This is a genomic window from Rhodococcus erythropolis NBRC 15567 (genome assembly GCF_001552595.1).
Lineage (GTDB): Bacteria > Actinomycetota > Actinomycetes > Mycobacteriales > Mycobacteriaceae > Rhodococcus_F > Rhodococcus_F erythropolis.
Genome location: NZ_BCRM01000003.1, coordinates 213,414 through 225,821, shown reverse-complemented (window position 1 = coordinate 225,821; position 12,408 = coordinate 213,414). Strand labels below are relative to the sequence as shown.

Annotated in this window: 11 protein-coding genes; 6 read left to right on the top strand and 5 right to left on the bottom strand. The window is 62.9% G+C overall.

From position 1 onward, the window contains the following. The first annotated feature begins 10 nt into the window (after positions 1-10). The 5 genes from RE4_RS08710 (at position 11) to RE4_RS08690 (ending at position 4,906) form a co-directional block, all read left to right on the top strand. Positions 11-1,063, top strand: a complete 1,053-nt coding sequence (locus RE4_RS08710) for an NAD(P)-dependent alcohol dehydrogenase (RefSeq protein ID WP_020906232.1) — start codon at positions 11-13, stop codon at positions 1,061-1,063. A gap of 345 nt (positions 1,064-1,408) precedes the next feature. Beyond that, entirely contained in the window at positions 1,409-2,335 is a 927-nt protein-coding gene (locus RE4_RS08705) for an NAD(P)-dependent oxidoreductase (RefSeq protein ID WP_020906233.1), read from the top strand. Positions 2,336-2,370: 35 nt separating this feature from the next. Beyond that, positions 2,371-2,751: a carboxymuconolactone decarboxylase family protein gene (locus tag RE4_RS08700; RefSeq protein WP_020906234.1), complete on the top strand. Its 381-nt coding sequence runs from the start codon at positions 2,371-2,373 to the stop codon at positions 2,749-2,751. 30 nt (positions 2,752-2,781) lie between these two features. Then, positions 2,782-4,152, top strand: a complete 1,371-nt coding sequence (locus RE4_RS08695; protein ID WP_020906235.1) for an MFS transporter — start codon at positions 2,782-2,784, stop codon at positions 4,150-4,152. 79 nt (positions 4,153-4,231) lie between these two features. Then, positions 4,232-4,906 carry a 2,3-bisphosphoglycerate-dependent phosphoglycerate mutase gene (locus RE4_RS08690; RefSeq protein WP_020906236.1) on the top strand — a complete coding sequence of 225 codons (675 nt, stop codon included), beginning with the start codon at positions 4,232-4,234 and terminating at the stop codon, positions 4,904-4,906. A 25-nt stretch (positions 4,907-4,931) separates the two neighbouring features. Here the strand turns inward: RE4_RS08690 and RE4_RS08685 are convergent, their stop codons facing one another. The 5 genes from RE4_RS08685 to RE4_RS08665 all read right to left on the bottom strand — a co-directional run bounded on the left by RE4_RS08685 (position 4,932) and on the right by RE4_RS08665 (position 10,862). After that, a complete protein-coding gene (locus tag RE4_RS08685) occupies positions 4,932-5,702 on the bottom strand; it encodes an IclR family transcriptional regulator (RefSeq protein ID WP_020906237.1) in 771 nt (256 codons plus the stop codon). Between the two features lie 46 nt (positions 5,703-5,748). Then, the gene (locus RE4_RS08680) at positions 5,749-6,522 is read right to left on the bottom strand and encodes an enoyl-CoA hydratase/isomerase family protein (protein WP_020906238.1); all 774 of its coding nucleotides are present in this window, start codon (positions 6,520-6,522) and stop codon (positions 5,749-5,751) included. After that, positions 6,519-8,123: a class I adenylate-forming enzyme family protein gene (locus RE4_RS08675; RefSeq protein WP_020906239.1), complete on the bottom strand. Its 1,605-nt coding sequence runs from the start codon at positions 8,121-8,123 to the stop codon at positions 6,519-6,521. The genes RE4_RS08680 and RE4_RS08675 overlap by 4 nt, the downstream gene beginning before the upstream one ends. Then, entirely contained in the window at positions 8,120-9,292 is a 1,173-nt protein-coding gene (locus tag RE4_RS08670; protein WP_020906240.1) for an FAS1-like dehydratase domain-containing protein, read from the bottom strand. Before RE4_RS08670 ends, RE4_RS08675 begins: the two co-directional genes overlap by 4 nt. A 76-nt stretch (positions 9,293-9,368) precedes the next feature. Beyond that, a complete protein-coding gene (locus RE4_RS08665) occupies positions 9,369-10,862 on the bottom strand; it encodes an aldehyde dehydrogenase family protein (protein WP_020906241.1) in 1,494 nt (497 codons plus the stop codon). A 324-nt stretch (positions 10,863-11,186) separates the two neighbouring features. On the opposite strand from RE4_RS08665, the gene RE4_RS08660 reads away from it, so the two are divergent. Beyond that, on the top strand, positions 11,187-12,374 hold the full coding sequence (locus tag RE4_RS08660; protein WP_020906242.1) for a CaiB/BaiF CoA transferase family protein: 1,188 nt from the start codon (positions 11,187-11,189) through the stop codon (positions 12,372-12,374). Positions 12,375-12,408 lie beyond the last annotated feature (34 nt).

The window sequence follows — 12,408 nt, the reverse complement described above, 5'->3', positions numbered from 1 at the left end:
GGTCAACGAGATGTTCACAGTGAATGCCCGCTCCACGTCTGCCCCGGGAGCTCCCTTCGAAGCAGTGGTGATCGAGCGACGCGATCCTGGTCCCGGAGATGTGGTGATCGACATTGCATTCTCGGGGATCTGTCATACCGACGTGTCACGGGCGCGGAGCGAGTTCGGGACCACGCACTATCCGCTCGTTCCTGGACATGAGATCGCCGGAGTCGTGTCAAAGGTCGGCTCCGATGTCACCAAGTTTGCGGTGGGTGACCGCGTCGGCGTCGGTTGCATCGTGGACTCGTGCCGCGAATGTGATTACTGCCGAGCGGGTTTGGAACCGTACTGCCGCAAAGATCACGTGCGCACCTACAACTCCATGGGGCGAGACGGGCGAATTACTCTCGGCGGATACAGTGAGAAGATCGTCGTGGACGAGGGATATGTCCTGCGCATCCCCGATGCCATCCCGCTCGACCAGGCAGCGCCACTGCTGTGCGCTGGGATCACCATGTATTCGCCACTGCGACACTGGAAAGCGGGACCGGGGTCTCGGATAGCGATCGTCGGATTCGGCGGCCTCGGCCATGTCGGAGTGGCGATCGCTCGGGCTCTCGGAGCCCACACCACAGTGTTCGATCTGACGATGGACAAGCATGACGACGCGATCAGGCTTGGCGCCGACGACTATCGTCTGTCGACCGACGCCGGAATCTTCAAGGAATTCGAAGGCGCCTTCGAGCTGATCGTGTCCACCGTGCCGGCAAACCTCGACTACGACTTGTTTCTGAAGATGCTGGCCCTCGACGGGACGTTCGTTCAGCTCGGGGTTCCGCACAATCCGGTCAGCTTGGACGTGTTCTCGTTGTTTTACAACCGCCGCTCGCTGGCGGGCACTTTGGTCGGCGGAATCGGAGAAACGCAGGAGATGCTCGACTTTTGCGCCGAGCACTCGATCGTCGCCGAAATCGAAACAGTGGGCGCCGACGAGATCGACAGCGCGTACGACCGCGTCGCCGCCGGAGACGTTCGGTACCGAATGGTGCTCGACGTAGGAACGCTTGCGACGCAACGGTAAGTAACGGTCGCCCGATGCGCCCCGCACCTCGAGGTGCGGGGCGCATTGCGTTCGTCGGTTGACCTGAAGGTGGCTCCACTGCGCGTGCGCTGAAACACTCACGCCTGTATGGAGTTTCATCCACGCAGTCCTCGAAGGCGCGTATCTGGTTTCCGTTGCTTGTTCCGTGTCGGGCGCTCCCTGGGGGTCGCATATGTGACAGCGAGATCCGTGCACCTTGACGAGTGACTGCGACCACATTAGTGTTCACATTGGTTCCTGATAAGGAACACAAATACGTATATACGCACAATACGGAGAGCCGTTCAGTGTCGTACTCGGTTGACGCAGGAGAGGAAATCGCTCATGAAGGTAGGGTTCATCGGCCTCGGAGGTATGGGGTCAGGGATGGCGCACAACCTCCTGAAGGCGGGCTACGACCTGATCGTCTTCGATCTCGATCGTGACCGTGGAACAGAGTTCGTCGACGCCGGCGCAACGTGGGCGGAGTCGATCGCGGACCTCGGTAGGTCGGTCGACATCGTCTTCACCTCCCTCCCTGGCCCGGTCCAGATGAAAGAGGTCGGGCTGGGCGAGAACGGTTTGATCAGCACGCTGCACCGCGGGGCCGTCTGGTACGACCTGACCACCAACTCCCCGACGGTCGTCCGAGAGGTAGACGTCGCATGCCGCGCGGCCGGGATCGAACTCTTCGATGCACCGGTCAGTGGCGGACCCAAAGGGGCCAAGTCGGGCAAGCTCGCCATCTACATCGGCGGTGACAAGGATTCGTTCGAACAGCACGGCAGCATCCTCGATGCCATCGGAGACAAGGTCCTGTACGTCGGAGAGGTCGGAGCCGGCAACGTGGCCAAGCTCGTCCACAACTGCGCCAGCATCACCATCCGGGCGGCCATCGCCGAGGTCATGACAATGGGTGTGAAAGCCGGGGTCGAGCCCGAGTCGCTCTGGCACGCGATGCGTCAAGGTGCCATCGGACGCGCGCGCACGTTCGACCGCATCGGTGATCGGTACCTGCAGGGCGCGTACGAACCGGCTTCCTTCGCTTTGGCGTTGGCGGACAAAGATCTTCGGCTCTCGCTCGAGTTGGCCGAAGAGCACGACGTTCCGATGCGACTCGCCGAACTCGCGCAGGCGGACTTCAAGGAAGCGCTTTCGCGCGGATGGGGAGGACGCGATTCGCAGTCTCCGATGGAGCTCCAGAACGAACGCGCCGGCGTCACCATCAAGCTGTCTGCCGACGAGGTCCAGAGTGTCCTCGACCGCGGCTGATTTTTCCCCCACCCTCTACCCCATAGGAGCACGCGTTGAGCACCACCAGAGAAACCGGCCGTCAGATCTTGGGCGAACTGATGGGCCCCGATTACGTCGAGAAGAAGGACAAGAAGCGCAACTCCTTCAACGACGTCATTCAGGACTACTCGGAGGAGGTGTGCTTCGGGCGCACCTGGTCACGTGACGGCATCAGCCGCAAGCAGCGGAGCATTCTCAACATCGCAATGCTGACGGCGTTGAATCGGCCGGCTCAGCTGGCACACCACATCGAGGGCGCTCTCACCAATGGGTGCACCGTCGACGAACTGAAGGAGATTCTGCTCCAGACCGCGGTGTACTGCGGACTTCCCGCCGCCGGAGAGGCTTTCCGGGTAGCCGAGGAAGTTCTTCGCGCCGGTGGGCATCTCGACTGATTCATTCCCTCCAACTAGGAGCTACACCCCATGACACAGAGATCGGACGCAGTCACGGATCCCGCCGTGCCGCCACCGTCGACCGGCGCTACCACGCCACCGAAGATGAAGAAGGTGGCTGCAGCCAGCTTCGTCGGCACCGTCATCGAGTTCTACGATTTCGGTATATACGGAACCGCTGCGGCACTGGTGTTCCCGACGTTGTTCTTCCCTGCGCTCGGCACCGCTGCTGGAACTGTGGCTTCGTTCGCGACACTCGGTGTGGCATTCGTCGCCCGGCCGTTCGGTAGTATTCTGTTCGGCCATTTCGGTGACAAGATCGGCCGTAAGAAGACGCTGATCGCCACGATGCTCCTGATGGGCATCTCGACCGTTCTGGTCGGTCTCATGCCCACGGCGAACACGATCGGTGTGGCAGCACCGATCATCATTGTGTTCCTGCGCATCTTGCAGGGGCTCGCGGCCGGTGGCGAGTGGGGCGGCGCAGTCCTGTTCGTCTCGGAACACTCACCGAAAGCCAAACGCGGCTTCTGGTCATCCTTCCCGTCGTTCGGCGGTGGCATCGCCATCATCCTGTCCAATGCCACATTCTTGATCACGGCGCTGACGATGAGCGACGAGACGTTCCTGAACTGGGGTTGGCGTGTGCCGTTCCTCGCCAGCTTCCTACTGATCGGTGTCGGCCTCTGGGTTCGGCTCTCGATCGACGAAACACCGGTGTTCGCAAAGCAAGCCAAGGTCGTAGGCGTCACCCGCACCCCGTTCTTCGACGCGTTCAAGCATCAGCCTCTGCAGATCCTGTTGGCCACCGGCGCCACCGCGATGACCCTGTCGCTCACCTACGTGGGTGGTCCATACCTGGTCAGCTACGGAAGTGGCACCCTGGAGTTGGAACGCCCGTTCGTGTTGACGATCGCCGTTCTCGGCGGCGTGGCGATTTCGGTCGCCGTTCTCCTCGGTGCCGTGTTGTCGGACCGTATCGGCCGTCGCCGGATGATTTTGATCGCCGGTGTCCTAGCCGTCATCTGGACGCTGACCCTGTTCCCGCTTCTCGATACCCGATCGCATCTTGCGTTCGCCCTCGGCGTGCCGGTCACGATGTTCATCTCCGGGCTCGCGACAGGGCCGCTCGGCGCATTCCTGTCCGAGCAATTTGCGACTCGATACCGTTATACTGCAACGGGATTGAGCTACAGCCTGGCCGGAATGCTCGGTGGAGCAATTCCGCCCCTGATCGCGACACCGATCATCTCCACCTGGGGAAGCTTCGCATTCGGGTGTGTTATGGCGGGCATCGCTTTGGTCTCCATCATCTGTGTTCTCGTGATCGGTGAGACCAAACAGTACGAACTCGACTCGGATGAAGTGTCACGTCGATCCGCGGCCCCCACCCCCAGTTGAGAGAATCCGACCCGATCGCCGCTGCGCCCCGACCGGGCGCAGCGGCGATCGACGTCGGTGGAACACGAGGAGATTCAGTATGCCCGGCACACATCTGATCCTGTTGCGCCACGGCGAAAGCACGTGGAATGCCGACGACAGGTTCGCTGGATGGGTGGACATTCCACTGACCGATGGCGGTCGCGAAGAGGCGATCCGCGCCGGCCACGCAATCACAGAGGCAGCCGTCCTTCCTGATGTCGTACACACTTCGCTTCTGCGACGGGCGATCTCGACAGCAAACACCGTTCTCGACACGACGGATCGCCACTGGATTCCGGTACGCCGCACGTGGCGGCTCAACGAACGACACTACGGCGCGCTGCAGGGTTGCAGCCGTGGGGATATTCGAGACAAGTTCGGCGCGGATCAATTCAAGCGATGGCGTCGATCGTTCGACGAGGCGCCGCCTCCCCTCGAACCGGGATCGCCATGGGGGCAGGACCGTGAGATCCGTTACCAATCGTCATGCGTGGATGTGCCGAAGACGGAATCGCTCCACGACGTTACGACCAGGCTGCTGCCGCACTGGACGGGCTCCGTTGTTCCCGACTTACGGTCGGGAAAGACAGTTTTGGTTGTCGCTCACGGGAATGTGCTGCGCACGTTGTTGATTCACCTGCATGGCATACCCAGGTCCGAGGCGGATCAGATTCAGATATCCACCGGTGAGCCGCTATGGCTCACGCTCGACGAGTCGTTGCGCCCGATGTGAAACGGGCGCCCGTTGAATCAACGATTCAACGGGTCTTCGTGGCGCGGTTCTGCCACTTCTGAACATGTTCGAGCAGCAGGGCGCGAAGTTCGTCCGCCCGAGGCTCCATGCGGGACGTGGGGCCGACCAGAGTGACTTCGGCCGCCGCCTTCCCGTTCGGGCCGCGCACGACGGTGGCGAGTGCGTAGCGGGTGCCGTTGTGCAAGGTGTTCTGGGCGATTCCGGTGCGTTTGATGTCGTCGTACTGGGTGAGGAATTCGTCGACTAGATCGTTCTCCTCGCGCCCACGCCGACGCAAATAGGCGTCGCGATGTTCGGGGGCCAGTTCCGCGAGCAACGCCTTGCCGCCGGCTGTCTCGAGCAACCCGCGTCGGATGTTGGACCGAGCTGCGAAACCCGCGAGGAGATCGGCACCGACCTCGGAGACGTAGATGAGATCGTCTCCCGCCTGAACTCCGAGGAACACGGTGACTCCGGCCGCCTCGTGTAGCGCCTGCAGATCGGCGTCAGTGACGGACCCGGCGCGCAGATGTCCACTGGCCAAGGTCAAGCCGTGCAACGCGGGTCCGATGTAGAAACGAGTGTTGTCCTGATACAACCAACCTGCGGCGACGAGACCACGGATGAAGCCGTACACGGAGCTCTTCGGCGCGTCGATCGCGCGCGACAGCTCGGCGAAGGTCATGCCGGGGTTGTAGACGACCTCTTCGAGGATGCGTGTCACACGGTCGATCGTGCGATGGTTCTGAGGTTCGCGGTCTTGGCCTGCACTCGGTTCCTCGGTCACAGCCACCATTTAACCTCATCCTCACTGTAGGTCCTCGTCCGCCGCAGGTCGGCGATCATGATCCGCTGAATTCCGGTGGTCTCTTCCCGATGGATGCGGCTACACCTTCAGCGAAGTCAGCAGAGTGAAGAAGTGCGGTCTGCGCCGTAGCTTCCTCGTCCAGCGCTGCGACCACACGCGAGGCCAGGTCACGCCGGAGGGTGGACCTGATTGCGGTGAGGGACAACGGCGCCGACCGGGCGATATCCGTCGCCCAGTCGAGAGCCGTGGTGCGGGGATCGTCATCGGTGATTCGGTCGACGAGCCCGAGCGCGAGCGCTTCCGCCGCGTCGACATTACGGCCGGAATACAGCAAGTCGAGTGCGTATTGCTGGCCGATTGCCGCCGGCAACGTCACCGACAGTCCGAACCCGTGATGAAAGCCCAGCCGAGCGAAGTTCGCAGTGAGCCGTGCCCTGGGCCCGGCCACGCGGAAATCCGCCGCCATCGCGAGTCCGAGTCCGCCGCCGACCGCCGCGCCCTGAATGGCCGCGATGATCGGTTTGCGAGTGGTGAACAATTGCGACGCCGCGCGATAGACGCGTCGCAGCATGTGCTGATCGACGCCGCGCAAATCGGCGCCCGCGCAGAAGCTCTTGCCCTCCGCGCACAGAACCACGACGCGCACGGATGGATCTGTGTCGAGGTTGACGAGCGCGTCCGCCAACTCCTTCAGGCTGTTCTCATCGAAGAAGTTGTGTGGCCCGCGGCGTATCTCGACGATCCCGACGTTGCCTTGCACATCGACTGCGATCGTCTCGGTGGTGACGGTCTCGGCTGTAGTCGTCATCGGGACTCCACCTTCGTGCGTGCATCGGCAACGACGGCGTTCTTGTCGATCTTGCCTGCGTGGTTGACCGGAAAATCCTCGGTGACGACGATCCATCGCGTGGGGACGGCGAACGAGGCGATGGTGCCGCGCAGTCGATCACCGAACTGCGTCGGGTCGACATCGGACTCGAGTACGAGAGCCGCCGCCACTTCCTCACCGAGATCCGAGTGCGGTACCCCGAAGACGACCGCGTCCTTGACCTCGGGCAGGCGTACGAGTGCGGCCTCGACAGAAGCCGGGGCAATGTTCTCGCCGCCCCGGATGATCATGTCCTTGGATCGGCCGGTGATCCAGAGGTACCCCTCGTCGTCGAGGTGTCCCAGGTCGCCGGTGTGCAACCAACCGTCGCTGTCGATCGGGGATTCGATTTCGCCGAGATAACCGAGCATCTGGGTGGGGCTGCGCAGCAGGATCTCACCGTCGGGGAGTTCGGGTCGCGGTGCGATGGAGATCTCGACGCACGGCAGAGCCCGTCCGGTCGTCCCTGGGTGTTTGACGGTGTCCTTGCCGGACGCCGCCACTCCCTGGCCACCGTTCTCGGTCAGTCCGTAGCCGGTGGCGACGCGAGGTTCGACGCCGGGCAACCCGGTGCGCAGTCGTTCGAGAAACTCTGCGCCAACAGGGGCTCCGCCGACGGTGACAGCTCGCAGCGTTGTCAGGTCACGAGTCCGAACGTCGGGATGTTCGAGCACGCGGGTGACCATGGTGGGCACCGCACTCCATCGTCGGATCTTCCAGTCCTCGACGAGCCGGATGGCTTCGGCGGGGTCGAATCGGCCGGCAGGCATGACAAGCGTGTCTCCGACGCAGATCGCCCGCAGCAGGGTCTGGACGCCGCCGACGTGGAACATCGGACCGGTGTGCAGTGCGGACTCGCCGGCCGTCTCGTCGACCAGGTGGGGTAGTCGCCGAGTGATGTCGAGCAGCATCTGCAGTCCGGAGAGCAATGAACGGTGAGACAGGACAACACCTTTGGGCTTGCCCGAGGTTCCCGACGTGAAAATCACCACCGCTGGGTCCTCTTCGGCTGTGCCTGGGTCAACGAACGGAGTGGCTGCGGTCGGCGACGGATCGGCCGTGGGCGACCACGTGGCGACCTTGTATCGGTCCGGAACGCGGGAAGCGATGCGCTCGTCCGCGAGGACCAACACAGGTTCCACGAGTTCGAGGGAGCTGACCAACTCTTCCTCGCTCCACCACGCATTGGCGAGAACGGCGACGCCGCCCACAGCTACGGTGGCCCAGAAGTTGACGATCCACTCCGGGCTGTTGAACCCCAGCAGAACGACCCGATCGCCGGATCCGATTCCGGCAGAGGTGAACTCGTGGGCGCGGGCATCGACCGATGCGCGGAACTGCTCGAACGTCACCACCCGCTCACCCTGCACGATGTGCGCGCGGTCCCCCCACCGGGACGCAAACGTGAGGAGCGATCCCAGCCGGTGCGGACGCTCGGAGTACATCCGGAATGTCAGGTCGCCGACCGTCACGGGTTCGATGTCGGAGCCCCATCTTTCGGACTTCGACGTGGCCGATCTCGCGGCTTGCGTGGTGGTCACTTCGCAGCCGCCTCGGCGCGGTAGGGGAGACGGATGACCGCCGAACCGGGCATCACGGACTGCTCGCGCTGGTTGGTCGCCCAGGTCTCGACCTTGACCACATGATCGCCGTCGCCGTCGACAAGCTTTTCCGTGACCTTGCCCCCGAGCCTGACCACGTCGGAGAGGTAGACGTGCGAACGGTACTGGTCGTGCAGCGATTTCAAGAACCCGTCGTCGCCCATCCAGTTGGTCAGGTGATGAATCTGCCAGCAGGTGCGTTGGATGCCCACGTCATAGGCCATCTGTGCGCCCTGGAGGCTCGCGGCGTAATCGTTGTAGTGGACCGAGTACACGGGCTCGAGTGCGTGCGTGTTCGGGTCTCGGAATGCCCACTTGGGGTGCTTCTTGTATCGGCGCAGAGCGACACCGTGTGCGGCGAGCCGGGGGATCGGTGCGGCACCGGAGGCGACGAACGCGATCTCGTCCGTCAGACCGATCGGGCCCTTGGTGATGATGCCGAGGTCGTCGCCCACCTGAACGTCGTCCCAGTAGCGCTTCTCGGCGCCGCGTGGCGACTCCGCCAGCACATCGGCGTCGACCCTCGCCAGTTCGGCATCGGTCCACGGGTGTGGCAATTCGATCTTGCGTGACTCTCGCTTGGCCTGCATCTCGGTGCGCTCGAATCGCATGCGGGAGCAGATGAACGTGGCGACAAGTTCGTCGTTCTGGTTCCGGTATTCCTGCCGCAGGTAATCCTTGATGCGGCGGCCGGCGAACTTGCTGGCGTCGATGGGCCCGTCGAATCCGTCGAACACCACGCGCGCGGTGATCTTGTCCCCGACCCTGATGGGGTGGTGGAACTCCATGTTGGTCTCGGCGTGGAAGCCGCCCAGTCCGGGCCATCCGACCTGGACGGAGCCGAGGCAGGCGAAGATGAAACTCGGGGGAGCGATGAGTTCGCCGTGCGCAGTGCCGGCGGCGTATGCCTCGTCCGTCCACAGCGGGTTGTCGTCGCCGATGCCCTCGGCGAACCGAAGGATTGCCAAACGTGTGGCGTATTCGTTGTTCACGGAACCGGCCGTGCGTAGCTCGGTGCCGATCAACGCACGCATCTTCTCGAGCATCTCGTCCGTGAACTTGCCCTCTGCCAGGCTCTTGCCGATTTCAGGTTCTGCAGTCTGCGTCATAGTGTCCGTCCGTAATTAGAAAAGAAAGTTCGTATTTAAGAACTTATATGCCGTATCTGCTCTGGTCAATGGCGAATTACGCCAGCGTCGACACCACGGACTTCGTCTCGAGGTAGCTGTCGAGGCCGTCCAGTCCGTTCTCTCGGCCCCATCCCGACTGCCGGTAGCCGCCCGCAGGCATGTACACACCACCGGCGCGATGGACGTTGATTCCCACGCGGCCCGCACGTAGACGTCGGGCAATGGAGTGGCCGACCGAGCCGTCCGCTGTCCATACACTCGAAGCGAGCCCATAGGAGCTGTCGTTGGCGAGCGCCACTGCTTCGTCGATGTCCGAGAACGGCATCACACCGAGGACCGGTCCGAAGATCTCCTCGCGCATGACGCTCATCGACTGATCGACGTCGACGAGTACGGTCGGTTCGAAGAAGTACCCTGCGTCGCCTACGCGGTTGCCACCGGAGAGGACGGTTGCGCCGGCGTTGACACCGGCATCGACGTAGGACGTGACCCGGTCGAGCTGTTTGCGGGAAATCAACGGTCCGAGATCCACGTCGGGCTGGGTTCCGTATCCGATGCGCAGTTTGCGGCCCTCGGCCGCGACACCGTTGACCACTTCGTCGTAGACCGACTCGTGAACGAACAGTCGCGTTCCTGCAGCGCACACCTGGCCCGTGTTCCAGAACACCGCACCCGCAACTCCGGGAATTGCGGCGGCGAGGTCGGCGTCAGGCATCACGATGACCGGCGACTTGCCGCCGAGCTCGAGCGAGAGCTTCTTCATGTTGCCCGTCGACGCGTGGACAATGGTTCGGCCGACGTCGGTGGAACCGGTGAACGCCACGGCGTCGACATCCGGGTGGGCAGTCAGGGCAGCGCCCACTGTCGGACCGGGGCCGGTGATCACGTTCACCACGCCGTCTGGCACGCCGGCCTCGGTGAGAATTTGTCCCAGCCACAGCGCAGTCAGTGGGGTTTCGTCGGCGGGCTTGAGCACGCACGTGCACCCGGCCGCAAGGGCGGGAGCGAGCTTCTTCGACGCAGAGATGATGGGAGCGTTCCACGGGACGATCATCGCGACGACGCCGACCGGCTCGCGGAGCGTGTAACCCTGGATGCGCTTCTCCCCGGGTCCCAGATCGATGGTCTGACCGTGGATCTTGTCCGCCCAGCCGCCGTAGTACTGATATTGAGCCGCCGCTTCGAGCACCATCGACCGTGCCTGCGGAACGGGAATTCCCATGTTGCGGCTCTCCAGCGCGGCGAGAGCATCCACGTTGTCCCGCATGATCTGCCCGGCCTGCCAGAGGATCGCGCCCCTCTGCTGAGGAGCCAGGCGCATCCACCGTTGTTCGTCGAACGCGCGCCGCGCCGCAGCGACTGCGAAATCGGTGTCCTTTTCCCCGGCGAGCGCCACGTTCGCGATCACCTCACCGGTGCCCGGGTCGTAGGTCGGGAACGTCTCGCCGGATGCGGCCTCGATCCAGGCGCCGTCGACGAGCATCGGCACGCTGTCCGCTTCCTTCAGGCTCTCCGGGTACGCCCAAGCATTTGCTGGTGAGAGCGACATCGTTTCTCCTCTTGAATTGATCTTTCGGTCCACGCTTATGCGGGCAGTGATCGAATCGGTTGTCTCGTGCAGGTGGGGTGAGTCGGCCCCGAAGGAATGACGGGATTCGTTCTCACTCCATTCTGTGTTCTTATATAGAAACATCAGTCCTGATTTATGGATACTTTGAACGTATCGACCGCCTGCGGACTGTGTCAAGGCTCACGATCTCTTGATGTTGCAGCGTGGGCCACTTGACGCCCAGTGATTGACAGCACGTTGCGGCCGTCCTAGTGTTCTTAATAACAAACCATTGTCCGTAAATACGAAGTTGGAGGTCTGCCGATGCCGGCACTCAGCGGTGTGAAGGTCATCTGTGTAGGTCAGTTCTACTTCGCCCCCTACTGCTCCATGTTGCTCGCTCGTCTGGGCGCAGACGTGATCAAGATCGAGGCTCCCGAGGGCGATCCCTACCGCCGGCTGCCGAGCGCCGACCACGACGGCTCATCCGTGCAGTTCACCATGCTGAACTCCGGAAAACGGGCGATGAAGGTCGACCTCAAGCATCCCAAGGGGCAAGAGATCGTTCGCAAGTTGGTCGAGCAAGCCGACGTTCTCATCCAGAACCTCTCGCCCGGCGCGATGGACAGGTTCGGGCTGGGATACGACGCTCTGTGCGCGATCAACCCACGGCTGATCATGGCGTCGGGAACCGGCTTCGGATCGTTCGGACCCTATGCGGGTGAACCCGCGATGGATCTGACAATTCAGGCCCGCACCGCGATCATGAGCACGACGGGGTTCATGGAAGGCGCACCCGTGCGCACCGGACCGTCAGTCGTGGACTTCATGGCAGGCACCCACATGTTCAGCGGGGTCCTGGCCGCGCTGTATCAACGTGAACACACCGGCCGCGGACAACACGTCGAGGTCGCGCTGCAGGATGCGATCCTTCCGGCGCTGTCGTCGAACATTGCCGGTCACATCAACAGCAACGGCGCCATGCCCGAGCGCACGGGCAACCGGCACGGCGGGCTCGCCGTGGTGCCCTACAACGCGTACCGGACCACCGACGGCTGGGTGACAGTGCTGTGTCCCACCCAATCTCACTGGGAGAGGTTGTGCGGAGTCATGGACGACCCGGATGCCAAGGACGATCGGTACAGCACCATGTCGGGTCGTACAGCGCACTCGGACGAGGTGGACGTGCTGGTGGAGCGGTGGACGTCAGCGCACACCAAGCAGGAAGTCGCACACCTTCTGTCGAGGACGGGAATCCCGACCGCACCGGTGCTCAGCCTCGCCGAACTGATGGATGATCCGCACGTTCAGGCGCGTGGGGTGCTGAGGTGGATGGACGACGAGTCGGGCAGGTGGTTGACGCTGGGCAGTCCGTTGTTTTTGTCCGACTCTCCGATGGTCGAGCCGGATCGTGCGCACGGACTCGGTGCCGACACCGACACGATCCTGCGGGACGAACTCGGAATGACGGAGGACGAGGTCGCAGCCCTCCACTTCGAAGGCGCGATCTGAGTTTTGTAACCAAGAAGGCAATCGAAAGGTAGAT

Coding starts and splice junctions, on each gene's coding strand:
- RE4_RS08710 (WP_020906232.1), top strand. CDS start 11: ATGTTCACAGTGAATGCCCGCTCCACGTCTGCCCCGGGAGCTCCCTTC.
- RE4_RS08705 (WP_020906233.1), top strand. CDS start 1,409: ATGAAGGTAGGGTTCATCGGCCTCGGAGGTATGGGGTCAGGGATGGCG.
- RE4_RS08695 (WP_020906235.1), top strand. CDS start 2,782: ATGACACAGAGATCGGACGCAGTCACGGATCCCGCCGTGCCGCCACCG.
- RE4_RS08690 (WP_020906236.1), top strand. CDS start 4,232: ATGCCCGGCACACATCTGATCCTGTTGCGCCACGGCGAAAGCACGTGG.
- RE4_RS08685 (WP_020906237.1), bottom strand. CDS start 5,702: ATGGTGGCTGTGACCGAGGAACCGAGTGCAGGCCAAGACCGCGAACCT.
- RE4_RS08680 (WP_020906238.1), bottom strand. CDS start 6,522: ATGACGACTACAGCCGAGACCGTCACCACCGAGACGATCGCAGTCGAT.
- RE4_RS08670 (WP_020906240.1), bottom strand. CDS start 9,292: ATGACGCAGACTGCAGAACCTGAAATCGGCAAGAGCCTGGCAGAGGGC.
- RE4_RS08665 (WP_020906241.1), bottom strand. CDS start 10,862: ATGTCGCTCTCACCAGCAAATGCTTGGGCGTACCCGGAGAGCCTGAAG.
- RE4_RS08660 (WP_020906242.1), top strand. CDS start 11,187: ATGCCGGCACTCAGCGGTGTGAAGGTCATCTGTGTAGGTCAGTTCTAC.